Source organism: Nostoc sp. DSM 114159 (genome assembly GCF_053470285.1).
Map to the genome: position 1 here is coordinate 1,588,759 of NZ_JBPFEH010000001.1, position 25,031 is coordinate 1,613,789.

Here is a 25,031-nt window from a genome sequence, read left to right on the forward strand (position 1 = left end):
TGAAGATTCAATCCTAATGCCCAATGCCCAATTCTTAATTTCCAATGACCAAAATCATGCAACGTCCCAGAATCCATATAGATGAAAGTCCGATCCGTTTCGATCGGTGGCGGCGACGCTTACCGAATTGGTTACAGCGCTTTCTGCCAAGTGGTGGCGGAAGTCATGAAGATCATCATGGCAAAGGGATGTTTGGGTTTACTGTATTCCTGTTGTCGGAAAGTATCATTTTTTTGAGTTTTATCTTTACTTATGTTGCTTTACGACTGAATACCAATAACTGGCTACCACCTGGGGTTTCTGGGCCAGAATTGTCTAAGCTCGTGATTATTAATACGGTAGTTTTACTTTCTAGTAGCTTTGTAATTCAACCAGCAGAAAATGCCCTCAAACGAAATCAATTGAGTAAATTTCGCTGGCTCTGGTTGATAACGATCGCAATGGGAATCTACTTTTTAATTGGTCTATTAATTGAGTGGAAAAATCTCGATTTCAAGCTGACTACGGGATTAGTTGGTTCCACATTCTATTTGCTAACAGGTTTCCACGGTTTACACGTTTTGGCGGGTGTAGTGCTTCAGATAATTATGCTGATTCGCTCATTCATTCCAGGCAATTATAATAAAACTCACTTCGGTACAAGTGCGACAACTCTATTTTGGCACTTTGTTGATGTAGTTTGGGTCTTCCTTTTCTCGCTTCTCTATCTTTGGCGGGCATAAAAATTTTCAGTTTACCAAGTATTTACAGGAGTAACTTTATGAATTTATTCATTCAAGAATTACCAGCCTCAGAACTCGCGCCAAAAGCAGTTCAAGAAACTCCCGCACCAGGTAAAGACCCACTCATTGCACGTGGGTTACAAAAAGAGCAATATATTGGCATTATTGGATTAGCGATCGCTCTAATTGCTGCTGTGGGATTTTTTAGTCGTAGAGTCGAATACGCTATTGCTTTCGCTTTGTTCCTCAGCGTCTTTTTAATTGCCTTATTTTTATTTATATAGTGAATTAGTCATTTGTAAAGACAAAGAACTAATAGAGGTATAAGTAAAAATAAATCATGACTTACGCAAACAATAGCCAAAATCCTGATTTTTAGGTAACGGCAATTCATGAATTGTCCCTACAACGTGTAGTTTTGCGTAAGTCTTATAAATTCGCACTTAAGCTTACCCCTTAATGACGAAACCCCGGCACGAATTACAAAAGCAATTGCAAATTTAAACCACATTTCTTAGTGCCATTCACTTCAATTGTACGCTAATGCTGAAACGAATATGGGGTAATCTTTCTAGCAATAGCATCTTTAGCTATAACAGTAGTTATTTAGTCAAGCAGGAAAAGTAGGAAAAGTAGGAAAAGTAGTATATTTTGCAGTAAACCTTCATTATCCTGTTAATAAGATTTAAATTAGTAGGTAGTAGATGGTTAAATTCAAATATTGGGAATTAATGAACGAAGGAAGTTATGACAAACAACAAAATTGCCGACTTGGAAACTAGCTTGTTAGAAGAATTGAGTGATGCACAATCAATGCTAGTAGTAGGAGGAATTGGTAATGATAATGGTATAAACACTGTGATCGGTAATGGAGCCAGTGAAATATTCAACATTCAAGTTAATAACGGCGACTTATCTCCTCAGTCGGGATTGATTCAAGGAAATTTGAACTTCAACACACAAGCGCAAGGAAATCAACCCCTGGCAAATCCATTAGGATTAGTTAACATACCAGATTTGTCTGGAAATGCTTCTCTCGGTAGCTGAAACGTAGATGCAATATAGCTAAATAAGAAATAATTTTTTAATCTATAGAGAAAGTGGTCGCCATAGTCGATCGCTTTTTCTATTGGTAAAAGTTTAGACTTTTTTAAGTTTTACCTTAACAAAAGGAGTAATTATATAAAAGTGAGTTATGAATTTGGTAAAAGAGATATTTTATGAACAACCCAGTTTATCAAACTGTGATTCTTGGTGGTGGCTTCACTGGCTTATTTACAGCCTTACACCTAGCTCACGAACATTATCCTCGCTCTGTAATTTTGATCGATCAAAATGAAGGCTTTTGCTTTAAGCCTTTACTCTACGAATATTTCAGTGGCGAGATGGATGCTTTTCAAGTAGTACCGCGTTTTGCAGAATTGCTTAAAGGCAGTGGTGTCATCTTTGTTCGAGATACAGTGGAATCAATAGACTTGCATCAACAACAAGTCAAATTAGCTTCGGGAAACTCATACAACTACAGTAACTTAGTCTTAGCTTTGGGTAGTGTTACTGCTTATCATCATCTTGAAGGTGCTAAAGAATACGCTTTTCCTTTTTGGACAGAAGCAGATGCGATCGCTCTCGACCGGCATTTAGGCGATTGTTTGCAAAAAGCAATCAAAACTGAAGATCCAGAACAACGTCGTCAACTGCTAACAATAGTTATAGTTGGTGGTGGTGCAAGTGGTGTAGAAATGGCAGCTACCTTAGCTGATTTACTCCCACATTGGTATAGCGCTATGGGAGGAAATTCTAGTGAAATCCGGGTGGTATTGCTCAATCACGGTCAAGAAATTCTCAATGGTGATATTAACAATCCTCTGCGCCCAATTGCTGAAAAAGAATTACAAAAACGCACGATTCCAATTGAAATACTTACGGGAGCAGAAGCCACTACTATTCATGCCAATGCGATTGAATATAAGCGCAATGAGCAAATTGAAACATTGCCAACATACACCGCAATCTGGACAGCTGGTACTTCTATTCACCCACTAATTAAAGATTTACCAATTTCTCAAGAACATCGCGATCGCCACAACCGCCTCTTAGTTACTCCCACAATGCAACTACTCGACTTTCCAGAAGTATTTGCAGGCGGGGATTGTGTCGCAGTTCAAGATAATTCACTACCGCCAACAGCCCAAGTTGCTTATCAGCAAGGAGCCAATATTGCCCAAAATTTGAAAGCATTAGCTTTAGGTGGAGACTTCAAACCATTAAAGGTAAATATACGCGGAACTCTCTTGAAATTAGGGTTAAATGATGCTGCTGCTAATTTATTCAATGTTTTTGAAGTTGCAGGAGAATCCGGGCATTTAATTCGTCAAGGAACTTATTTAACACTATTACCAACACCAATTCATGACTTTAAAGCAACAACTGAATGGGTGGATGAAGAGATTTTTCATCACCATCTCGATCCTCATGATGTGGGCAAAAAAGTTGTTCAAGCAGTGGAGGTGGTTGGCGCAGGAGTTATGGGCGTTTTAGCTGCTAGAAAATTATTGAAAATGTTGGGTTCTGAGGATAAAAGAGACTAGTACAAAGCGGCGGAAATAAACCACGCATTCAAAACCGAATGGCACGCTTGTAAAGCCCAAAGACTTATTGTATCCTCGTTCCCAGCCTCCAGGCTTTTAACCAGTTGGGGCAAAGGCTGTATCTTAACAAGCGTGCCATTCCATTCAAAATCAATGAAATGCTTACGCCGTATTAATTTTTAATTTTTAATTTTGAATTCCGCCTTGCGGTACTAGCGCAATTTCGTGCGACATAAATTTTAATACATTTAGTCATGGTTTTGTCACAATTTCGCAATAGCTTTGTCAATACGACGTGTGATGCTATAGCTCTGGCTTCGGAAATAGTCTCAGACTAAACCCACACACCAGAATCTACAGAAGAAAATCACTTAAGGCACAGTACCTTATGAAGATGATTCTTCAAATAGAAATTGCAAAATCTCATACAGTTGTAAGGAACAAGAAAATGAATTGGAAAGTACTTGCTTTGCTCCCTGCGTTGACTCTAGCTACTGCTGTACCTGCTTACTCTTTAACTAATAATAAAAGCCAAAATTCGGCTACTGCTACGCACATTGCCCAAAGTACTCAGCAAGGCAACACCATGAAAAAGCCTAATGCTGTACCAAAGCTTAGTGCCAAGCACAAGTCTAATCGTGTGGCAAAGCGTAGTACTGGTACTGTACTAACAGTAGGCAGCAAAGGAGAGACAGTGAAAACTGTTCAGAATTCTTTAAAACAGCAAGGATTCTATACAGCAAGTGTGAATGGTGTGTTTGATAATAAGACTCGTGCAGCTGTGATCAAATTTCAGAAGTCTAAGGGATTAAGAGCAGACGGAATAATTGGACATCGAACTTTAGCCGCTCTTAAATAACATTGTTTCCTAATATAGGAATCCGGTTTGATTCGGAGAATTTACTTGCGTGGGCAGGGAACACTTCTTGAGCTTCAGTGCAGCGCAAGGAATAGAGAATAGGGAACAGGAAAGAAGGTATAGATCCCTACTGAGTCTTGTTCCAAAATCAAATAGGAGTCCTATATCTTCATCGCTAAAATGTTTTAAAGACAAAAGGCTAGTAAAGAAATTCTAGCCTTAAAATACTAAACCAACTTTTTTTATTTTTCTATCTGTGTAGGTCGGGGAACAATACTTTTCGGGTTTTGGGGGAAAGGGGAAAGGGAAAGGGTTTGAATTTACCTTTTCCCCTTTGCCCTTTAACCTTTTCCCAGACCAAAAGAGAGATTGTTAGGCTTATCCGAAAAGTATTGGGTCGGAGAACCACTGCATTGTGGAGTCAGCGCAGTCTTCTCTACTTGTTCGCTTTTAGCATTTTTGTTCAAGATACTTCAAAAATTCCTTTAGTAATTGATAGCAATTGTTCGTAATCCTTTGGTGTATCAATATCGATATCCCCTAATGGAAACGGAATAGAAAACACTTCATTAAGGTTATGATTAATAACTTTTTTTGCTCCTGAAGTTTCTTTTAAAGTGGCAAGTTCTGAAAAAAATGTCTGACTGAATAGAGCAGGTACACCTAATGTATCTCCATATTTACAAGCAACGATCGGTTTTTTTGTCGAATAATATGTATCAACAAGTTGATTGATAATTTGGGTAGAAACAAATGGCTGGTCGCAAAGTGTAATAACTACTGCTTCTATTTTTTGCGGAAGATTATTTAACAATTCAATACCACTCTTGATTGAGGTACTCATTCCACAAACCCAATCCGAGTTTTTAACTACTTTAACGGGAAGTTGTTTAATTTGGGGATGAATCTGTTCTGCGTTGGCTCCAAGTACTACTACCACAGGTTGACAAACTGAAGCGATCGCCATGTCTATAATATATTGCAGCAAACTACGCCCTTGGTAAAGCAATAGTTGTTTTGGTGTACCCATCCTAGTAGATGCACCAGCAGCAAGAATCATAATAGCTATGGTTGATTTCTCTTTGTCTATAGGAGTCATAAAAACTAAGTGGTAAGTAGCAAGTTTGAGTTGCTTTCATCACATTGGTGAATCGGTTGATTGCGATTTCTTAAAAAATTACCATTGCGGTTTGTTAGCACTGCTTGAATTTCTGCAATAATCGCGATCGCTATTTCTTCAGGTGTATCTGCTCCAATATCAATCCCAATCGGGCCATGCAATCTGGTTAATTGTTCAGTAGTATAAACTATTCCTTGCGAACCTAAATCTTCAAGCAATCTTTCAGTACGCGCCTTTGGCCCTAAAACCCCTATGTAGCGTGCGGGAGATGGCAGCAACGTTTTCAAAATTTCCAGGTCATCAAGATAATTATGCGTCATCACTACAACAACTGTGTTGACATCTATAAATACCTGTTTTTGGACAATTTCTCGCCGAGTCAGAATCACGTCACAAGCTATTGGAAATCGCGCTTTAGTTGCCTCATTAGCTCGACAATCGACTACAGTAACATCCCAACCCAATGCTTGAGCAAACTGTGCTACGGGTACAGCATCATAACCTGCACCAAATATTACTAAAGGTGTGGGTGGTTGGATGACTTCAATAAAAACTTCTGCACTGCCTAAAGGTAACTGATAGTTTTTTACACTAGACTTTTGATTAGTAAAAGCTGCTTGAATATCTATTTGCAGAGATTGAATTAAATGTGGATCTTTGATGTCAGCGATCGTTTTCCCATCAGGATACAACAGTAAACGCGACCCAAGTTTCACATCTACCTCGCCTTCAAAGGCAAAGACTGTAGCAATAATACCCAAATGTTTTCGATCGAAGCACTCCTGCATAAAAGCGATCGCATTCGGTAAACTTTCTTTTTCAAGACGTTCGATGAGAACTTGCACTGTCCCATTGCATCCTAAACCAAAACCCCAAAGAATATCTTCCGAGGCGGTGTTATCGTAAGTAACAACAATTGGTTCGCCGTCCGACATTCGTTGTTGAGTATGCTCAAATACGTCATTTTCCAAGCAACCAGCGCTGATTGTTCCGATCGTCCGACCTGTATCTGTCATCAGCATTTTAGCACCCGGTCGGCGATAGGTTGAACCTTGAGTTTTGACTACAGTAGCAAGAAAAGTAATTTCACCATTTTTTTGACTTGACTGAAAGCCTTCTAAAATTGCTTGTAATTCGTTCATTTGTTTCTGTTTCTAGCAGTTTCTAAACTTGAGTAGGCAGTCTCAATGGAAACAATAGACTTATTGCATAAGTAGTGAAAAGGTACTGCAAAAGTCCCCTTCCCCTTTAACCTTTACCCTTTTCCCCCCTCTTACAAAAAGCACTTTTGCAAGAGGTCTAATGTGATGACTGTGCCATTGTGCATCGCTGCTAGTGTCAAACACTCCTTAGAGGATGTCTGAGAAGTATTAAATATTTCTCTTGATCCCCCCTAGCCCCCCTTAAAAAGGGGGGAAAGCTTCTTAAAGTCCCCCTTTTTAAGGGGGATTTAGGGGGATCTATAGGTCTCAAATACTACACCAAAAAGTTTTCAGACATCCTCTTAGATTTGCTGCCCTTTAACGATTACAGTATATACGTTAGATTGAGGTGCGCTCGCGGTGTTCTGCTATCCAAGATAAGCGAAAACACCACTGAAATCATGCCCCACAGGATAGTTGCCAACTTTAGTCATTTATATATCATAAGAGTTAGCACAGAATACTGATTTTCTCTAAATTACAGTTTTGGCAGGGTACTTTAAACTTATTGCAAAAGTCTTAATTTGAGACTCTTTATTTTTATAAGAAGTCTATTGTGTTTAGTTAAAATATCTATCTACAGGCTGAATTTACTTTGAATATTTAGCTGGCATTCAATCCGAAAGATGCACATTTTGTTTAGAAAAAATGGCGTTGCTGACACCCGCGCAGATAACCTTTCAACGATTAAGTGCATAGGCGTTGTTGTGCTGCATGACTACGGAAACAACCCCAATCGAATCCATAATTGCCGTGCTGCTACCTGAGCAGGACTGTTCATCGCCAAATACTCTACTGTAACTTCTCCAACTGGAGTCATTCCCCTAATTTTGCCAGATTCAACATCAACCTGAAAATGTTCACTCCACTGATTTTCTCTTGGATGAAATAACCGAACTTCAGTATTGGAATCAGGCAAAGTGCCACTGATGCGAGTTCCTTTACGGAGATTACAGGAGCGACACGCAAGGGCTAGATTTGCTTTATTATTTGCACCTTGCCGAGAAATTGGAATAATATGCTCCACCTCAAACGGAAAATTGAAAACGACTTCAGGAGCTTGGCAATACTCACAACGATGGTTAGCACGCCCAGCGATCGCAGTATAGTACGGATTCATGAATTTTCTGGCTGCATCAACGCACCAGTACGGGCTGTCGCCGCTCTCAATTCAGCTTCAACCAAGTCATCCAGCTGTGCCTGTTGTTCTGGTAGCAATTCTTGTCCCCGATCCCGTGCCGATCGCCATAATCTCATCAACTCTGATAACCGTTCTTGTTGCTGGGCACTAAAGAATGCGTCAGGAAGAAAGCTTTGAATGACCAGTAGCGCACTAAACTCAATCTCACCCAACTGGGCAGTTAACGCATCTAAAGCTTGCCCCGCAGTTTTGCCAACCGAATGTTTATCTCCTGCAATCGCACGATAGGATTTCTCACCGCTAGCGTCTCTTGTTGGTAAAATTGCTACAGTAGTCATACTTTTAGCCTCAAGTGCTGCCTCAAATTATAGCTTTCCGCCACACTTTAGCTGATATCAAATAAATTGCAATCGCGCATGGATGCTGATTTTTATCGCACTATGTGGCGGGTATTATCTTCTTTTTTATTCTCCATATTTAAAAATAGGGGCTTTATACCTTTTGGGGAAAAGTTTTTTCTTTTTCCCTTATCCGCAAATCCATTCCCCTCTTCCCCTTCTTGGTAAATAGGATAAACATTAAGCTTTGGTTAAAAAATATAATTTTAATTGTAGAGTGTGACACTTTCTACCTTAAAATATGAATCGAATTTCATATGAATTGCTATTTATTTGCGAGAGCAGCAGTTGTTAATCTGCGCTGAACACGAGAGCGTTCGCTGCAACCTAACTTCGGAAACAAGAAAAACCTATTCCTTTAAAGGCAATGAAAAATAGCACTAAGAAGCAGGTTGACTGCGTAGAAAAGCTGAAGGTACTGGCAGATGAAACTCGTCTAGCAGTATTAGAACTTCTGATCGACAGTCCCAAACACGTGGGAGAGATGAACGCAATTTTGGGCTTGGAACAAAGCCTGCTCTCGCATCATTTACAAGTTCTGCGTCGCTCCCAGTTGGTTGTGCCCTCGCGTGATGGAAAAACAGTTCTCTACCACCTGGCTCCAGAAGTGGAAGTAGCTACTGGCAAAGCTTTGAACCTTGGCTGTTGTGTCCTCTGTTTTAACTAAAAACCCAATTTCGGGTTGAAAAGCAATAATGAAAAATTCTCAAATTTTACCTCTGGCGATTGGGTTGGCTACCTGTATTTGGTTACAAGGCTGTTCATCAGCAAATCGAGATGCAAATAATACAAATCAGCTTCAGGGAAAACTAGTACTCACAGGCTCCAGTACAATTGCACCTTTAGCGGCTGAAATTGGCAAGCGTTTTGAATCTCAACATCCAGGTGCGCGAGTTGATGTGCAATCAGGAGGGTCTTCGCGTGGGGTTTCTGATGCTCGTCAAGGTGTCGCTAATATTGGTATGGTTTCTCGTGCCTTGAAACCAGAAGAAAACGATTTAAAAACATTTTCTATCGCTCGTGATGGAGTAACGGTAATTCTCCACAAGGACAATCCAGTAAAATCGCTCAACGACAAACAAGTTGTAGATATTTACACAGGTAAGGTGACGAACTGGAAACAAGTGGGAGGTAAAGATGGAGCAATTACAGTTGTTAACAAAGCCGAAGGACGTTCTACTTTAGAATTATTTACCCATTATTTCAAACTGAAAAATACAGATATTAAAGCCCAAGTAGTAATTGGTGACAATCAGCAGGGAATTAAGACAGTAGCAGGAAACCCGAATGCAATTGGTTATGTATCAATCGGGTCAGCAGAAAATAGTGCAGCCAATGGAGTAGCTATTAAGCTGCTACCTGTAAATGGGATAGCTGCAACAACAGCCAACGTTCAGAATGGGACTTTTCCGATTTCTCGTCCACTTAACTTAGTAACCAAAACCCAACCTCAAGGATTGACAAAAGCATTTCTTGATTTCGCGCAATCACAACAGGTAAGTGACATTGTTCAAAAGCAAAACTTTGTCGTCGTCTCCAAATGACTTTTGGTTAATTTGGATACTGCGTTTTTTAGCGGCGATCGCCGGAGCGATCGCACTTTTAATTATCGTCTTTTTGATTCTGGAGTCTTTACCAGTCCTCAATCATGTAGGAATAACACGTTTTTTTACAGACTCTTCTTGGAACCCAACCGCCGGATTATATAATCTCTTCCCGATGTTATTGGGTACATTTTTGGCAATGGTTGGCTCAGTAGCGATCGCGACACCTGTAGGAATTCTATCTGCGGTTTTTTGTCAATTCTATGCCCCCCCAGTAATGGCTCGGTTATATCGTCGCTTAATTGAACTATTAGCAGGAATTCCTTCTGTAGTCTACGGTTTTTGGGGATTGGTGGTGCTGGTGCCGATGATTGGTAGGATACATCCACCGGGGCCAAGCTTACTCGCGGGTATTGCCATTCTCACGGTGATGATTTTGCCAACAATAGCGCTTGTAGCCGATGCCAGTTTAGCGAAAGTCCCAATTTCTTACCTTCAGGGAGCAGCAGCTTTAGGATTATCCCGGTGGGCAACTATCTCTAGAGTCGTGCTTCCCGCTGCCAAATCTGGATTATTCACAGGCTTAATTTTAGAAACAGGTCGAGCAATTGGCGAAACAATGGCTATTTTGATGGTGTGTGGCAATGTGGTACAAATGCCAAAAAGTATATTTGACCCCATCCGCACGTTGACGGCTAATATTGCTCTGGAAATGGCTTATGCCACAGGAGACCATCGGTCGGCGTTGTTTGTTAGCGGTTTAGTCTTGATGGGAATGATTGTGCTGTTAGTTGCGGTTGCGGAAGTCATCAGTCAAGGAAAAATATATGGGTGAACCTGTTGTAAGTCCTAAAGATTGGTTGCCAACAATCATTGTTTGGACAACTGCTGCCCTAGTTACTGGTATCTTCCTTTGGATACTCAGTGATATCCTTTGGCATGGGATAGGACACTTGACGTGGGAATTTCTGACAACTGAGCCAGAAAATGCTGGCAGAGAAGGGGGAATTGCCAGCATTCTTGTTTCCACTTTTCTAATTATGGCAGTGTGTATGGCGGTTTCTATCCCCATTGGTGTTGGTACAGCCGTTTTACTGGCAGAATTCACCCCCGTGGATAGTTGGTTTGGTGGGTTGGTGCGGCGTAGTTTAGATGTACTGGCGGGAGTTCCTTCTATAGTCTTTGGATTGTTTGGCAACATCTTCTTTTGTCAAGTTTTGGGGCTGGGATTTTCTATTTTGTCGGGAGGATTGACCTTGGGGTGTATGGTGTTACCAATCTTGATTCGCTCTACAGAAGAAGGATTTCGCGCTGTTCCCAATGAGTATAGATTAGGAGCCGCAGCCCTTGGTTTTTCTCGCACGACAACGTTATTTCAACTATTGTTACCTGCTGCTGTCCCTGGTTTGGTTGTGGGATTGGTGCTGGGTATTGGTCGAGCGATCGCAGAGACGGCAGCTTTAATTTTTACTAGTGGTTACGTAGATAGAATGCCAGAATCACTGCTGGATTCCGGGCGTGCCCTCTCGATTCATATTTTTGATTTATCAATGAACGTCTCTGGGGGAGATGCCAATGCTTACGCCTCAGCATTAGTCTTGCTGGTATCACTGCTGGTGATTAATGGTACAGCAGCATGGATTGCAGATAATTGGTTGCACAGGAGAATTTTTTCTGGATGAAATCGGCAAATGTCGCTATTGGAATTGTTGAACCGTTGATTGAAACGGAGAACTTAACTCTGCAATACGGGCAAAAAACCGCATTTGCTAATGTCAATTTGAGTGTGAATCTGGGGGAAATTTTGGCATTGGTGGGGCCTTCTGGTTGTGGAAAAACCAGCTTTTTGAGCTGTCTAAATCGGTTAACAGATATGATTCCTCAGTGTCGAGTCCAAGGGCGGATTCGCATCGGTAGTTTAGACGTGCTAAATGCCAAAACTAATGCGAACGCGCTGCGGCGGCAAGTTGGGATGATTTTCCAAAAGCCTAATCCTTTTCCTTTATCAATTTGGAAGAATCTGGAATTACCCCTGCGAGAACATGGTATCCCTAAAGAACAAATCGATGCGATCGTTGAGACAAGCCTGAAAGATGTTGGACTTTGGGATGAAGTCAAAGACCGACTGCAAACCTCTGCCTTAGCACTTTCTGGCGGACAGCAGCAGAGGTTGTGCATAGCTAGAGCCTTGGCTTTGCAACCAGAAATCCTGTTATTGGATGAACCTTGTAGCGCCCTCGACCCAATTGCCAGTGGAATAGTTGAAGATTTAATTACTAGTTTGCGTCAGCGTTATACCTTGCTAATTGTGACGCATAACCTAGCGCAAGCCAAACGTATCGCGGATCGAGTTGCTTTGTTCTGGGTGCAGTCAGGTGTTGGGCAATTGATTGAGTCAGGTTCAGTAGAGCAAATTTTTGAGTACCCCCAACATCCCTTGACAGCAGCTTATGTCACAGGTGCAAGGGGTTGATTTGAAAAATATAGAAATAGAGAATTTTATGTTATCATTTGTGCCGCAGGAAATGAAAGACCCTGCTCCTTATCATCTATTGACAAGCATCGTTGCTCCTCGCCCAATTGCCTGGGTGTCTACAATTAGTGCCTCTGGAATTTCCAATCTTGCCCCGTATTCCTTTTTCAATGCAGTAGCAGGTTTTCCACCAACTATTATGTTTTCAATTGCATATCGTAGACATGAGCCAAAAGAAAAGGACACGTTACGCAATATTCATGAAGTTGATGAATTTGTGTGTCATGTGGTGGATGAAACACTGTCTCAGGCAATGGCTCAAACCGGAACAGAATTTCCCTATGGAGTTAACGAGTTTGAAAAAGCAAACTTAAAAGCTATTCCTGCTACAGATGTCCGACCATTGCGGATTGAAAGCTCACCAGTGGCAATGGAGTGTAAAGTCACACAAATAGTGACAGTGGAAGGAACCAATAATGTGATGGTATTGGGTCGAGTGTTACGATTTCATGTGCGTGAAGACCTATACCGCCAAGATTTGGGGTTAGTTGATACTGTAAGGATGCGGCCGATTACGCGCTTAGGTGGGCCAGTTGAGTATACAAAGATTGGGAAACTATTTGAGATGACAACTCCAAAGGTATGAGCGGATGTAAATTTATAGGGGTTGCGCGTAGGTTTTTTGTAGCTTGTAAAATTCACCCTTAACTTATATTCTAGATTCGCCATTGTTGAAAATAAGCCTATTGGTTTTCAAGCCAATCTGGACATTCAACTTGTTTAACGTGAGTTCGACGAGTGCTATTTTGACCTCTCCCCCAGCCCCTCTCCTACAAGGAGAGGGGAGCAAAAACTCTCCTTACGTGTACTCTATTTCAGATTTGTGTATACACCGTAGCGCCTTTTAAGAAAAAGAGGCTGGGAGAAAGAGGTCTGTCGAACTCACGTTTGTTTAAGAATATCCTGTTTTCAGTCTTTTTTAAGCTCGTGCTTCTTGGGATTAGCGAGCATAAATCATGTGAGAAATAACTGGGGGTTTATCGCCTTGATGAAAGGCAAAAACCCTTTCGCGAATTTCTCGATCTGCCACTGTAAACCGCTCATATTGACGTAAATGATCTACCCAAGACTCGACGATAAACGTCTCTAAGTAGCGATGCGGCACAGATGTATCATGAAAGATGCCCCAGCGAATCGCACCATCTCGTAGCCGCACCACGCGCAGGGCATTAATTGCCGCAATGAATTCTTCTGCTTGAACTGGGTCAATACAATATTCAAGTGTGACTAAAACTGGCCCTTCTTCTGGTTGCAATTCAATTACTACCAGCGGTTCTGCTCGCCGTAATGCTGGGCCTAAATCCAGTTTTCCTGATAGCAAGCGATAACGCCGCGCTGTGAACGTTCCCCCGACTAAGCCGATCGCAGCAATGAATAAGGCAGTCTGCATACCCCAATGCTCTGCCGCTGCACCCCAAACAATACTACCAATTGCTGAACCTCCTTGAAATACCATCTGATAAGTTCCTAGTGCCCGCGCCTGCACCCAAGCGGGAACTGCAAGCTGCACTGTAATATTCAAACTGGATGTCATACTTGTCCAGGCAATTCCCGCCGCCAGCAAAGCTAGCAATACCAAAAGTACGTTGTGAATGAATGCCAGAATTAAGGTCGCAACTGCAAACACCAGAGTTCCGGCAATCACAACTCCATCGGCTGTGAGACGTTGACGCACTCGTGGCAGCAAAATTGCACCGAAAATCGCCCCCAATCCAAAGCAACCGAGTAGTAAACCATACCCACCTGCTCCTTGTCGCAAATCTTGTTGTGCTACTAAAGGCAGCAAGGCTAACAAAGCACTCGTGCAACTAGTTAAAACAGCGGCTCGAATTAACACGGCTTGCAGGGCGGGAGAAAAACGGACATAGCGAATACCAGCTCGCACAGAACCCAATACTCGCTCTGCGGGCAGGGCGCTTTCATAAAGCGGTTGGCGCTGCCAACGGTAAAGGATGAAAATCACCCCGATAAAGGAAAGGGCATCAATCAAAAAGACGACTCCCGCATTTGCCGCCACCAATATAAAACCTGCGATCGCAGGCCCAACTGCTCGCGCAATGTTAAACCCAGCACTATTTAAAGCAATGGCAGCCATCAGTTCCGATCGCGGTACTAATTCTGGTACAATAGCTTGCCAAGCTGGGCCATTCATTGCCGCTCCCACGTTGAGCAAAAACGTCAGCGCCAGCAGTGACCACGGTGTAATCTTACCTGCAAAAATCAATCCACTCAAGATCAGTGCCGCAACCAGCATCCAGACTTGCCAAAACAGCAGTAACCGACGGCGATCGAAAATATCTGCCGTTGCTCCGGCTGGTAATCCTAACAGCAGCACTGGCAAAGTTGCGGCTGTTTGCATCAGTGCCACCAACAGAGGAGAGGTGGTAAGAGAAGTCATTAACCAAGCTCCCGCCGTGTCCTCCATCCAACCGCCAATGTTGGAGACAATCGAGGCAATCCAGCGATCGCGAAACAAAGATTTACGGAGCGGACTCCAAGCAGAGGTTGTCATGACTGCGGTATCTCGGATTTATCACCACATCTCTCAAAACCTTGTGCTCTTGAGCAGGGGAGCAGGGGAGCAGGGGAGCAGAGGAGAGTTCTTGTACAAGTTCTTTCCCCTCTGCCTCTGAAGCACCTCTGCACTCAAGCTTGTGAGAAATGCGGGGGTATGCACATATTACTTCAGCATTCGAGGAGCGGGGCCACGAGTGGTATCTAATCCTGACACACGAGGTAAGGTAATCGTTTTACCTGTTTGTGCCGCTTCGTAAATCAACGCCATTAGTTTTTGGTCTTGCAAACCTTCTTCACCAGGCGTATGGGGTTGTTTATTCTGAATCACACAATCTGCCATGTGATCGATTTCTAAGGCAAACTGATTCTTCTCGCCTATGCGCACTTCGCTAATATTTTCTGCCATGCTGTTGGTTGGCGATTTGCGCGAAATCATCATTCGCAAACCGTTGTAGGAGAACGCCGGATCGAGTTGTCCCCAAGCATCAGAGCCGAAAACGCGAAACCGACGCCCTTCGTGAAAGCCGTAGCTAGTTGAGCAAATCCCTAGTATGCCACTGGGAAACCGCAACTGGAAGGTGACACTTTCTTCAACTTCTTTGAAGCGCGGATCGCCAGGAGTGCTGAAGATTTGGGCGCTAATTGCGATCGGTTCCTCTCCTGTTAAATAGCGAGTTGCATTCAAGCAATAAATTCCTACATCCGGTAAGGAGCCACCTCCAGCTAAGGCGCGTTTCAATCGCCACTGATTTAAGTCACCTCCCTGGTTTTGTCCGTTATCTGCCTGAATCACCTTCACAGTTCCCAATTCTTTGCTACGGATCATCCCAATCATGGCGCGATGGTGCGGCTCATATTGGCAGCGATAAGCAATCATTAACTTGCGATTCGCTTGTTTGCACGCGTCGATCATCTGTTGAGCATCTTCGACTGTGGTTGCCATTGGCTTCTCACACAAAATATGCTTTCCAGCTTTTGCACCCCGCACCGTATATTCCCGGTGCATACTGTTAGGCAGTACAATATAAATCACATCAACGTCTGGATTGTTGCGGAGATTGTCGTAATTCTGATAGTTGTAAACGTTCTGCGGTTTAATGCCATACTGCTGGGCAACAAGATTTGCTTTGGCAGCATCACCACTAACTAATGCAGTTGGCTTTGCTAGTTTACATTCTGCAAACGCAGGCATGATTTCTTCTAATGTCAGTCTGCCAAGTCCAACGATCGCAAATCCCAAACGTCGCTCTGGAGGTAATGCAGTTGGTGGGCCACCCGTATCAACCTCAGTTTTTTCTGAGATGGGCGCAAACTTAATCTGAGGCGGCAACTCACCTCCGCGGGGAGTGGCTTGTGCTGTTGGCTGTTGGGCAGTAACCTCTTCGCCCATACTACCAATTGCGGCGGCTGAAACGGCTCCTAACCCAGCTGTAGTCAGAATTTGACGACGAGAAATTTTTCCTTTAAACAATTTAGACATCGTGGTTCCTTAAAATTCTTCTTAATAATTAAATTTTGGGCTGACAGCAGTTTTCATGTATTTGAACCACATCTCTCGTCGGTGCACATCATTGCTCATTGGTCAATTTAAGCTCAAACGTTTGTCCCACATACGCTTTACGCCACTCCTGCTCTACAAAACGCTACGCGTAGCTTGCTTCTTTGCAAGAGTACGCGCAGCGGATATAAAGAGAAAGAAGAAATGCTTAACTGAACTGTATTGCCTTACGGGGTAGTGGTTGGAGTTGGGGTACTAGTTGGAGTTGGGGTGCTAGTTGAACTTCCAGGATTAATAAGGGAACGAACTTCTTGCAAGTGGTCTTGGAGAATTGGTAGAGTTTGACCCGCAAATGTTTTCACGTCTGCATCTTGTCCTTGTTCAGCTTCAGTTTGAAATAGAGAGACATCTTTTTCATGATCTTGAAGCATCTGATTCAAATATTGGCGATCGAACCTAGCACCAGAAAGTTTGGATAAACGTTGCTTTACTTGCTGATTTTTGGTGCCAATAGTAGTTGGCAGCGTGATACCTTTTTGAGTCGCTAACTGTTTGAGTTGATTATTTGCCAGGGTATGATCTTGAACCATACGCTGTCCATACTGTTTTACCGCATCGCTAGTTCCACGTTGTGATGCTAGTTGTCCTAGTTGGACTTCTGCTAAACCACCTTGAGCGGCTTCAGTTATGAACTTTCTGTCTGCCGAACTGAGGTTATTTTGCCCTGATGGAGTTGGTGAGGTAGTTGGTGATACAGTTGGGGATGGACTCTCAGTTCCTTGTACAGGTACGGCAACTGGAGCTTCAGATGTAGTCTGGTCGTGCGGAGTAGTCGGTGTGCAACCAGTCGCCAGAGATAAAGCGATCGCTACTATACCAGTAGAAAATATTTTGAAATTGGACATAATTAGTGTTCTCCTTGGATAAAGCTATATTTTGAAACGTTGAATGAAAACTAAGCGCGATCGCACAGTTGAGTAAACTACAAACAAAGCCGATTAATGTGAAGCAGATGCCGCTGGTGCAAATTGTGTAAATGGATTCAAGATTTCTCGATTGAATGCAGGGATATTATCTGGTTGAGTTCTGTTTGGGCGAGGAGTGGTTGCAAAAATCCTTCCGAAACTGCAAGTCCTGCTGCCACTAATCCCGAAGCAGAAGCAGTTTTTAACAAGCTGCGTCTACTAATTTCCATAATTGTCTCCTACAAGCACCAACAGGAATGAGCCGTATATTATCACTGCTAGCTGATGCAGAGACTCTAGCTAAGGTGTGCTTTTAAATATATTCCGCAAGATGCATTCACAATACAAGCCGATGCATTCTTAATGCAAATAGATGCATTCATAATGCAAGTTGATGTATTCCTAATGCAAGCCAATGCATTTACAAAGGTGAACGAAAAAAGGTATGGGAGAATAGTTAGTGGGCGTTATCCGCTAACTATGCTCAAGGTGCTGGGTATAGTGACTTTGGCACTGCCGCAGACAATAGAGTAAAACCCGCATTTCTCACAAGCTTGAGGGAAGGGGCAGAGGGGCAGAGGGGAAAGAACTTGTACAATAACTCTCCTCTGCTCCCTGCTCCCTGCCCCCTGCCCCCTGCCCCCTGCCCCCTGCCCCCTGCCCCCTGCTCCCCTGCACAAGCACAGACCTTGAGCATCGGTGAGAAATCCGGGTAAAAGCCTTCTTCGATAAGTATCTACGTAGGCAGCGCGTAGAGGTTTCGATTGCAACGATCAATTGGCGTAAGTTTTAGGAGAAGAAAGATGACAAATGACCTAAATTCATACTTACCTGTACCAACCAAACGAAAATTTGCAGCCACTTTCGGTGTAGTAAGACCAATTAGTTTTTGGGTACAGTTAGCATTAGGCACTGTTTCTATCTTGGCTTTGTTACTGGCTATATTTAGCCGTAACGTCGCTGCCCAAACAACGACAAATTCGGTTATGGGTTTTGGAGTATTTTTGGGCATTATTGGAATTTTAGTGCTGTGTTTCCGGCTCTACTGGATGAACCGCTACAGGCGTTTAAACAAACTTTTACAGTTGCCTAATCGAGAATTACATCCAAGTAAACAGGATGTAATTCAAGTATTACAAATTGGGCTAATTGTTAGTTTTATAGGGCTATTTTTAGCTTTTCTAGCATCTGAAGTGACTGTTATTGCTGTATTAGCGAAAACGCTAGCTCTACCTCAAACAATAGGAGTCTATAGACCTGAAAATGTCATTCGGTCTCTAGATATTTTTGTGGTTTTGGCCAATGTCAATCTGATTGGCGCTCACTTTGTCGGAGGCGCTACTTCACTTGGGCTGCTTAACTGGTTAGAGCAATAGTCACCAAAGCAAAAAGTCAGTAGCGATGGCGTAACCGCCTGCTGGAAGGGATCGCAAGTTAATCAACTTAATTGAGTTTAGAAATTAGCGATCGCCAATCGCATGATTGAGGTTTCATCGTTTCGGCGATGCCTACGGTGGTAACAGAGCGTAGTCGTTCGCGCAGCGTCTCGTAGAGAAGTGCTGGCTACGCTTACGCATTCGCAGTATTCGGCGTTGCAGTTTATGAGAGATGCGATCGCTCCTTCTTCTATCTTTCTTTGCGCTCTTTGCGGTTCGATTTTCATGCCCCCTCATATCTAAAGTACAGTAAAGAATAGAGCGTAGGGGTAGCCTGTTTATGTACTTGACACTACTTTGCGGGGCGCTAAAAAGCCAAGGATGATCGCTACCAAGAACAATGCTGGAACATCACCAAACAGGTGTCCCTGTTCAACAGGGTCAAAAACTGTATAATTTTTTGATTGTATTCCCACTAGTGACACTTCAGCTTTAGAGTGTTAGAAATTTTAATGCTCCTCGTGGTTTTTAGTGTCGTCTTACGGTTTTGTAATTGCATCGGTCTGCAATGCCAATACATCGGTCTGTTATGTTAATACATCGGTCTGTTATGCCAATACATCGGTCTGTTATGCCAATACATCGGTCTGTTATGCCAATACATCGGTCTGTTATGCCAATACATCGGTCTGTTATGTTAATACATCGGTCTGTTATGCCAATACATCGGTCTGTTATGCCAATACATCGGTCTGTTATCTTAAACTATCCTTTCTAACCTTGCCCTATCTGAAAATTTCATCTTACTGATAGCTTTTTTGTTGTAATGGGTACATTAAATGTACAACTTACTAAGTATGCAGATATGCCTCCCCAAAATACAACAAACCGTTTGCGTCCTCAACTGATTAGTCAAGATATTGACTCATTCCACGGTTTACAAACCGTCAGCACTTACAATACAACTCGTGCTGATGCCTCGGCTGCTAATTTACAGGAAGCTTATCAAGCAATGTTGATTTCTCAACAAACCGAAACCGAGAAACTAGCTTTATACCGTGCTGCTGCTGATGCTGCGCGATTAGCAGAGTGGGAATTTCATAATGCCGTATTAGCGATGAAAGAAGTTGTACGCGGGCAATATGGCTCAGATAGCGATCAAGCCCAAGCTGTGGGATTGAAGAAAAAATCAGACCGCAAGCGTCCTTCGCGGAAAAAGCAAGTTGCGATGGCGTAATCCCGTACTGGAAGCGATCGCATTTGCAGTATTATGTGTTGTAATTTATGAGTGCGATCGCTAGCAATTAATCTCTTATTTCATATCTTGCATTTGCTGATTGCTCAAACGCTCCAACTCCAAATCTTCCCAAGAAACTGGATCTTCTACAGGTTCTAGATGAGTTGTAACGTGGGTTGAAGGCAGCACCCGAACAATAGCCAGTTCAATTGCCTCACACAAATCATGTCCTTGTTGCACTGTCCAAGATCCAGGCACGAGAACATGAAAGGAAACAAAGCGACGGGTTCCAGCAGTACGGGTTCGCAAGGCATGAAACTGGATGTCTTGACCTTTGTACTCGTTAAGGATGCTCTTAATTGCGTCAATTTCTTTTTTAGGCAAAGCTGCATCCAGTAAGGCGCTACCGGTTTCCCGCAGCAAACGAAATCCTGTCCAAGTAATATTTGCTGCTACTATCAGCGCAACAATTGGATCGAGTACGAGAGTGCCTGTTACTTTGACGAGAAAGATTCCAACTACTACACCAGCCGAAGTTACTACATCGGTAAACAGATGGTGAGCATCAGCCCTCAGTGTAATGGAACGCAACCGTCGCCCTGCTCGTAGCAAAATAAAGGCAACAACGCCGTTGATTGCGGTTGCAAAGAGGGAGAGTGCCAACCCTAATCCCAGTTGTGTTAATGGTTCTGGATGCAGCAAGCGTCCCCAAGCTTCAACAGCAATGCTAATGGCTGCCACTATAATCAACGCACCTTCTGCACCACTGGAGAAGTATTCGGCTTTAGAATGCCCAAAGGCGTGTTCGGCATCGGCTGGTTTATCAGCATAGGTCAATGCCCAGAGAGCAACCAATGCTGCCACGAGATTTACAATTGACTCAATAGCATCTGAGAGCAAACCTATTGACCCGGTTAGCAGGTAAGCGCCAAATTTTAGGGCAATAGTGATGATTGCTGCTGCAATCGATAAGAAAGCGTAGGATCGGGCTGTTCGACTACTCATCTCGGTCGCGGACGTAATTACAGTGATTCCGAGATAAGAGTACCAAATTTTACTTGACTGGTCATCAATCTTGAGTCTTCTACTGATTGGTATTTCAATACGCGATAAATTCAAGACGCGATAAATTCAAGACGCGATAAATCGCGTCTCTACAAGTGTTGCGATCGCCATATCTACAGCAGTTTGTCTAAGGTAATTGGCAAATCGCGGATGCGCTTACCTGTGGCATGATAGACAGCATTAGCGATCGCTGCCGCAGTGCCGGTAATGCCAATTTCGCCAATTCCTTTGACACCAAGCGGGTTGATATGTGGATCGCGTTCATCGACAAACAACACCTGAATATCGGGAACGTCTGCATTCACTGGTACGTGATACTCAGCTAAATCATGGTTGACAACGCGTCCTAGATTGGGGTCTGTTACTGTGTGTTCCATTAGCGCCATGCCAATACCATAAATAATCCCACCAATCAGCTGACTGTTGGCTGTTTTAGCATTGAGGATGCGTCCAACGCCAAAAGTTCCCACCCAGCGCGATATTCGCACTTCGCCCAAATCAGGCTCAACGCGTACTTCGGCAAACTGCGCTCCAAATGAGTGCATTGAGAACTTTTCTTGTTCTTCTCCCAGCTTGGCATCTGCACGCGCTTCAATCATGTTCTTTCCATGCCGTGCCAAGATTGCCTGATATGTTTCGCTGGCAGAGGATTTATTCTTTAAGAAAAAGCTGCCATTTTCGGCAATCACATCCTCAGCATTTGAACTATAAAGGGGTGATTTTCGATCGGCAAGTGCTAGTTGCAAAAGCTGACTGCGAGCTTGATTTCCCGCTAAATGCACGGCTGAACTGACACTGGCGGCAGTTTGCGAACCACCAGAAACGGGGGTTTGTGGCATCTTGGTATCGCCTAGTTCAAACCGAACTTTCTCAACTGGTAAACTGAGTGCTTCAGCTGCAACTTGAGTCATCACAGTATAAGTTCCCGTACCAATATCTTGCGAACCGCTCTGTACAACGGCTGTACCGTCTGCCATAATTCGGGCGATCGCTGATGCTGGAGAACGGTTAGTAGGATAAGTAGCTGTCGCCATCCCCCAACCAATTAAATAGTTGCCATCTCGCATCGAACGAGGCTGAGGATTGCGCTTTTGCCAACCAAACTTTTCTGCTCCTAATCTGTAGCACTGGATCAGTGACTTGCTCGACCAAGGCAGTCCTTTACTTGGATCGACATCAGCATGGTTACGCAAACGCAGTTCCACCGGATCGATATTAAGTGCATAAGCTAGTTCGTCCATTGCCGATTCTAAAGCGAACGACCCAGAAGCTTCGCCTGGGGCGCGCATAAAGGTAGGTGTTCCTTGATCGATCTGAACCAGATGGTGGCTAGTTTCGATATTCGGGCTGGCGTAAAGCATCCGGGCGCTTTTACCAACAGGTTCGATAAATTCATCGAAAGTTGAAGTTTGCGAAATCCCGGTGTGTCGCAAAGCAGTCAATTTGCCATCGCGGGTTGCACCTAAAGAAACCTGTTGAATTGTCTCCGGTCGAAAGCCCACAGGCCCATACATCTGTATGCGTCCCAAAACTAATTTCACTGGGCGATTAACCTGCCGTGCTGCCATCGCCGCTATTGGCACATGCGACCAAGCCGATCCTTTGCAACCGAAGCCACCGCCCACAAAGTAAGACATAATGCGGACTTTCTCAGGCTCAATTCCTAATACCCCCGCAACTTTTTGTTGAGCCTGAAAGATTCCCTGAGTTGCGTCATACAGCAGCAGTTCATCGCCTTGCCAAACTGCTGTTGTAGCATGAGGCTCCATCGGATTGTGATTTTCTACTGGGGTGGTATAAGTTTGCTCGACGCGGACAGCCGCCGCCGCTAGTCCTTGGTTGATATTGCCGTGCGCTAAGTCGGGCGGTTCCTCTCTAGGGATTTTACCTTTAGGCAAGTATGCCTTAGTGAGGTTTTCTTGCATATTAATGGTTGCTTTCTCTTCGTCATAGCGAACTTGCACCAGCGAAGCAGCATACATCGCTCGTTCAAAGGTATCGGCAACCACAACACCAATATGCTGACCGCTATAAAGCACAACGTTATCTTGCAGGACTTGCAACTTGCGACCGCCGCCCTTTTCTCCATCAGCTTTGGGCGCATTCAGGTGGGTAATTACTGCTAATACACCCGGTACTTGTTCCGCCGCCTTGGTATCGATTTGGGCAATTTTACCTTTGGCGATCGCACTTTGAATTGTCACGCCATAAGTCATTTTTGCTACTGGAAACTCAGCCGCGTAGCGTGCGCCGCCTGTTACCTTCAGATATCCATCAACTCGATTGAGCGGTTTGCCGACAACTGTATTTTTATCCCCTGTATTCATGCCATCCCTCCCACTGTTGTCAGCGCCTTCACAATTGTGCGTTTAGTCAGTTCGACTTTAAAGCCGTTGTATTTTTGAGGTTTAGCGCCGGCGATCGCAGCGTCCGCAGCTGCTTGAAATGTTGCCTGGTTAGCTGGTTTGTTCAAAAGTATTTTTTCTGCTTCCAAGGCACGCCAAGGCTTTGTGCCTACGCCACCAAGGGCAATCCGTGCCGCGCGAATGATGCCATTTTGAATATCTAATGCAGCTGCAACCGATGTCATCGCAAAGGCATAAGAGGCGCGATCGCGGACTTTTAAATAGTGCGATCGCTTTGCGAAGTTTAAAGCAGGTAAATCAACAGCAACAATTAACTCTCCGTGTTCTAGAACCGTTTCCTTTTCTGGAGTTTCGCCAGGTAGAAGATGAAAATCTACCAACGGAATACTGCGCTCTCCTCTGGGCCCGCGGGTTTGCACAACGGCATCGAGTGCCACCATTGCCACCGCCATATCAGAAGGATGGGTGGCAATACAGCGATCGCTACCGCCAAGAATCGCGTGAATCCGGTTATAGCCCTCAATTGCCGCACAACCTGAACCGGGAACGCGCTTGTTACAGGGCATTGAAGTATCGCGGAAGTAGTAACACCGGGTACGTTGCAGCAAATTTCCGCCTACTGTTGCCATGTTTCGCAGTTGCGGTGATGCCCCAGACAGCAATGCCTCTGATAGCATCGGATAACGCTCTTGAATGAGCGGATTATAAGCAACATCGCTATTGCTTGCTGTTGCTCCAATCCGCACACCGTTACCCTGTACTTCTATCTTGCTCAGTGGGAGTGGGTTAATGTCAACCAACTCTCTTGGGTTCTGGACATTCAACTTCATCAAATCGATGAGGCTAGTACCACCAGCTAGGTACGAGGCTTGGGCATCTGGAGTAACCAACGCCACAGCATTTTCTGCCTGTCCTGCTTTTTTATAGCTAAACGGCTGCATCTTTTTTTCCCTCTAAGACATCGCGGACAGCAGCCACGATGTTTGGATAAGCACCGCAACGGCAGATATTGCCGCTCATTAATTCGCGAATGTCGGCATCTGACTTGGCGTGTCCCTCGTTCACCAAACCCACCGCCGAACAAATCTGTCCTGGCGTGCAGTAGCCGCACTGAAACGCATCGCGGGACAGAAACGCGGCTTGCATCGGATGCAGATTGTTTCCTTGTTCCAACCCTTCAATAGTTGTAATTTTTGCGTCGGTGTGCATAATTGCAAATGTCAGGCAGGAATTAATCCGTTGCCCATCGACCAGCACCGTGCAAGCACCACACTGACCATGATCGCAACCTTTTTTAGTACCAATTAATCCTAGATATTCCCGAAGTGCATCAAGTAAAGTAACACGCGGTTCAATCTGTAAACTATGTGGTGTTCCATTCACTTGTAGCGTCACCTTCACAGTTTCAGAAGTGGAAGTTGCCAACATAGGAGTAGTTTTTTTTACTTGAGTTTCTGCTACCGCTTTCTCTACAAAATTAGCGATCGTCGCCGCTACTGTGCTGAAGACCATCAATTGACCCAACTTGCGGCGTCTTAAGACAAACCTCATTTAGTTCGCTCCATTTTGTTTTTGTTAAAAATATTGAGTAATTATTACTAAAATTATTGATAGAAAACCAGATTTTCTGAGAAGCATTTTCTCTAAAAAGACATTGTTAATAGAATACAATTTCATCTGATTATGTCTCTCTATCAGAAGATTTATGCCATAAGTATTATCTAGAATTCTCAAAATAGATATCAAGTCCGGGTAATTAGTTATGATTCCCCCAGTCATTGCACCCCACCCTAACCCTCCCCTTATAAAGGCTACGGTGTACACACAAGTCCAAGTAAACTAATAACAGAAGGAGTTGTGGGGAGTAAGAAGTGGTGGAAAATCCAATAAGAATTCACGC

General features: G+C 43.7%; 27 protein-coding genes. 13 read left to right on the forward strand and 14 right to left on the reverse strand.

What is annotated here, in order from left to right; translation table 11 throughout:
* Positions 1–56: 56 nt before the first annotated feature.
* The 5 genes from ACR5KR_RS06345 (at position 57) to ACR5KR_RS06365 (ending at position 4,169) form a co-directional block, all read left to right on the forward strand.
* The gene (locus tag ACR5KR_RS06345; protein ID WP_445632167.1) at positions 57–722 is read left to right on the forward strand and encodes a cytochrome c oxidase subunit 3; all 666 of its coding nucleotides are present in this window, start codon (positions 57–59) and stop codon (positions 720–722) included.
* 38 nt (positions 723–760) lie between these two features.
* Complete coding sequence (locus ACR5KR_RS06350; RefSeq protein ID WP_445627280.1) at positions 761–1,006, forward strand: hypothetical protein; 246 nt, start codon at positions 761–763, stop codon at positions 1,004–1,006.
* A 463-nt stretch (positions 1,007–1,469) separates the two neighbouring features.
* A complete protein-coding gene (locus ACR5KR_RS06355; protein ID WP_448265869.1) occupies positions 1,470–1,769 on the forward strand; it encodes a hypothetical protein in 300 nt (99 codons plus the stop codon).
* Between the two features lie 173 nt (positions 1,770–1,942).
* Positions 1,943–3,310, forward strand: coding sequence for an NAD(P)/FAD-dependent oxidoreductase (locus ACR5KR_RS06360; RefSeq protein ID WP_448265870.1), 1,368 nt, complete (start codon positions 1,943–1,945; stop codon positions 3,308–3,310).
* Between the two features lie 448 nt (positions 3,311–3,758).
* On the forward strand, positions 3,759–4,169 hold the full coding sequence (locus ACR5KR_RS06365; RefSeq protein ID WP_448265871.1) for a peptidoglycan-binding domain-containing protein: 411 nt from the start codon (positions 3,759–3,761) through the stop codon (positions 4,167–4,169).
* Between the two features lie 463 nt (positions 4,170–4,632).
* Here the strand turns inward: ACR5KR_RS06365 and ACR5KR_RS06370 are convergent, their stop codons facing one another.
* From ACR5KR_RS06370 to ACR5KR_RS06385, 4 genes are all read right to left on the reverse strand, one after another.
* The gene (locus ACR5KR_RS06370; RefSeq protein WP_448265872.1) at positions 4,633–5,268 is read right to left on the reverse strand and encodes a nucleotidyltransferase family protein; all 636 of its coding nucleotides are present in this window, start codon (positions 5,266–5,268) and stop codon (positions 4,633–4,635) included.
* A gap of 5 nt (positions 5,269–5,273) precedes the next feature.
* A complete protein-coding gene (locus tag ACR5KR_RS06375; protein WP_448265873.1) occupies positions 5,274–6,431 on the reverse strand; it encodes an XdhC family protein in 1,158 nt (385 codons plus the stop codon).
* A gap of 778 nt (positions 6,432–7,209) precedes the next feature.
* Positions 7,210–7,611, reverse strand: a complete 402-nt coding sequence (locus ACR5KR_RS06380) for an HNH endonuclease (RefSeq protein WP_448265874.1) — start codon at positions 7,609–7,611, stop codon at positions 7,210–7,212.
* Positions 7,608–7,970 carry a hypothetical protein gene (locus ACR5KR_RS06385; protein WP_448265875.1) on the reverse strand — a complete coding sequence of 121 codons (363 nt, stop codon included), beginning with the start codon at positions 7,968–7,970 and terminating at the stop codon, positions 7,608–7,610. The genes ACR5KR_RS06380 and ACR5KR_RS06385 overlap by 4 nt, the downstream gene beginning before the upstream one ends.
* A gap of 427 nt (positions 7,971–8,397) precedes the next feature.
* Here ACR5KR_RS06385 and ACR5KR_RS06390 point away from each other — a divergent pair, with 427 nt between their 5' ends.
* Genes ACR5KR_RS06390 through ACR5KR_RS06415 form a run of 6 tightly spaced genes read left to right on the forward strand, consistent with a single transcriptional unit; the run spans position 8,398 to position 12,693 of the window.
* Positions 8,398–8,697: an ArsR/SmtB family transcription factor gene (locus ACR5KR_RS06390; RefSeq protein ID WP_448265876.1), complete on the forward strand. Its 300-nt coding sequence runs from the start codon at positions 8,398–8,400 to the stop codon at positions 8,695–8,697.
* Positions 8,698–8,725: 28 nt separating this feature from the next.
* Positions 8,726–9,574, forward strand: a complete 849-nt coding sequence (locus ACR5KR_RS06395; protein ID WP_448265877.1) for a phosphate ABC transporter substrate-binding protein — start codon at positions 8,726–8,728, stop codon at positions 9,572–9,574.
* A complete protein-coding gene (pstC, locus tag ACR5KR_RS06400) occupies positions 9,531–10,409 on the forward strand; it encodes a phosphate ABC transporter permease subunit PstC (RefSeq protein ID WP_448265878.1) in 879 nt (292 codons plus the stop codon). Before ACR5KR_RS06395 ends, pstC begins: the two co-directional genes overlap by 44 nt.
* The gene (gene pstA / locus ACR5KR_RS06405; RefSeq protein WP_448265879.1) at positions 10,402–11,256 is read left to right on the forward strand and encodes a phosphate ABC transporter permease PstA; all 855 of its coding nucleotides are present in this window, start codon (positions 10,402–10,404) and stop codon (positions 11,254–11,256) included. The genes pstC and pstA overlap by 8 nt, the downstream gene beginning before the upstream one ends.
* Complete coding sequence (locus tag ACR5KR_RS06410; RefSeq protein ID WP_448265880.1) at positions 11,253–12,047, forward strand: phosphate ABC transporter ATP-binding protein; 795 nt, start codon at positions 11,253–11,255, stop codon at positions 12,045–12,047. The genes pstA and ACR5KR_RS06410 overlap by 4 nt, the downstream gene beginning before the upstream one ends.
* The gene (locus tag ACR5KR_RS06415; RefSeq protein ID WP_448265881.1) at positions 12,025–12,693 is read left to right on the forward strand and encodes a flavin reductase family protein; all 669 of its coding nucleotides are present in this window, start codon (positions 12,025–12,027) and stop codon (positions 12,691–12,693) included. Before ACR5KR_RS06410 ends, ACR5KR_RS06415 begins: the two co-directional genes overlap by 23 nt.
* Before the next feature lie 354 nt (positions 12,694–13,047).
* On the opposite strand, the gene ACR5KR_RS06420 is transcribed toward ACR5KR_RS06415, so the two are convergent.
* The 4 genes from ACR5KR_RS06420 to ACR5KR_RS06435 form a co-directional block, all read right to left on the reverse strand.
* Positions 13,048–14,619 (reverse strand): MFS transporter, encoded by a 1,572-nt coding sequence (locus ACR5KR_RS06420; protein WP_448265882.1) that lies wholly within the window; start codon positions 14,617–14,619, stop codon positions 13,048–13,050.
* Positions 14,620–14,787: 168 nt separating this feature from the next.
* Positions 14,788–16,104, reverse strand: a complete 1,317-nt coding sequence (locus ACR5KR_RS06425) for a Gfo/Idh/MocA family protein (RefSeq protein WP_448265883.1) — start codon at positions 16,102–16,104, stop codon at positions 14,788–14,790.
* A gap of 245 nt (positions 16,105–16,349) precedes the next feature.
* Positions 16,350–17,027 (reverse strand): DUF4142 domain-containing protein, encoded by a 678-nt coding sequence (locus ACR5KR_RS06430; protein ID WP_448265884.1) that lies wholly within the window; start codon positions 17,025–17,027, stop codon positions 16,350–16,352.
* A gap of 137 nt (positions 17,028–17,164) precedes the next feature.
* Positions 17,165–17,317 carry a twin-arginine translocation signal domain-containing protein gene (locus tag ACR5KR_RS06435; RefSeq protein ID WP_445627263.1) on the reverse strand — a complete coding sequence of 51 codons (153 nt, stop codon included), beginning with the start codon at positions 17,315–17,317 and terminating at the stop codon, positions 17,165–17,167.
* A 573-nt stretch (positions 17,318–17,890) separates the two neighbouring features.
* On the opposite strand from ACR5KR_RS06435, the gene ACR5KR_RS06440 reads away from it, so the two are divergent.
* The gene (locus ACR5KR_RS06440; RefSeq protein WP_445627262.1) at positions 17,891–18,463 is read left to right on the forward strand and encodes a DUF3611 family protein; all 573 of its coding nucleotides are present in this window, start codon (positions 17,891–17,893) and stop codon (positions 18,461–18,463) included.
* 77 nt (positions 18,464–18,540) lie between these two features.
* Here ACR5KR_RS06440 and ACR5KR_RS06445 read toward each other — a convergent pair whose 3' ends face one another.
* On the reverse strand, positions 18,541–18,750 hold the full coding sequence (locus ACR5KR_RS06445) for a hypothetical protein (RefSeq protein WP_448265885.1): 210 nt from the start codon (positions 18,748–18,750) through the stop codon (positions 18,541–18,543).
* A 51-nt stretch (positions 18,751–18,801) separates the two neighbouring features.
* A complete protein-coding gene (locus ACR5KR_RS06450; protein ID WP_448265886.1) occupies positions 18,802–18,939 on the reverse strand; it encodes a hypothetical protein in 138 nt (45 codons plus the stop codon).
* Between the two features lie 389 nt (positions 18,940–19,328).
* Here ACR5KR_RS06450 and ACR5KR_RS06455 point away from each other — a divergent pair, with 389 nt between their 5' ends.
* Positions 19,329–19,700, forward strand: coding sequence for a hypothetical protein (locus ACR5KR_RS06455; protein WP_448270107.1), 372 nt, complete (start codon positions 19,329–19,331; stop codon positions 19,698–19,700).
* Positions 19,701–19,775: 75 nt separating this feature from the next.
* Here the strand turns inward: ACR5KR_RS06455 and ACR5KR_RS06460 are convergent, their stop codons facing one another.
* From ACR5KR_RS06460 to ACR5KR_RS06475, 4 genes are all read right to left on the reverse strand, one after another.
* Positions 19,776–20,705, reverse strand: coding sequence for a cation diffusion facilitator family transporter (locus ACR5KR_RS06460; protein ID WP_448265887.1), 930 nt, complete (start codon positions 20,703–20,705; stop codon positions 19,776–19,778).
* Positions 20,706–20,878: 173 nt separating this feature from the next.
* The gene (locus tag ACR5KR_RS06465; RefSeq protein ID WP_448265888.1) at positions 20,879–23,092 is read right to left on the reverse strand and encodes a xanthine dehydrogenase family protein molybdopterin-binding subunit; all 2,214 of its coding nucleotides are present in this window, start codon (positions 23,090–23,092) and stop codon (positions 20,879–20,881) included.
* A complete protein-coding gene (locus ACR5KR_RS06470; protein ID WP_448265889.1) occupies positions 23,089–24,072 on the reverse strand; it encodes an FAD binding domain-containing protein in 984 nt (327 codons plus the stop codon). The genes ACR5KR_RS06465 and ACR5KR_RS06470 overlap by 4 nt, the downstream gene beginning before the upstream one ends.
* Positions 24,059–24,682 carry a (2Fe-2S)-binding protein gene (locus ACR5KR_RS06475; protein WP_099103683.1) on the reverse strand — a complete coding sequence of 208 codons (624 nt, stop codon included), beginning with the start codon at positions 24,680–24,682 and terminating at the stop codon, positions 24,059–24,061. Before ACR5KR_RS06475 ends, ACR5KR_RS06470 begins: the two co-directional genes overlap by 14 nt.
* Positions 24,683–25,031: the final 349 nt, after the last annotated feature.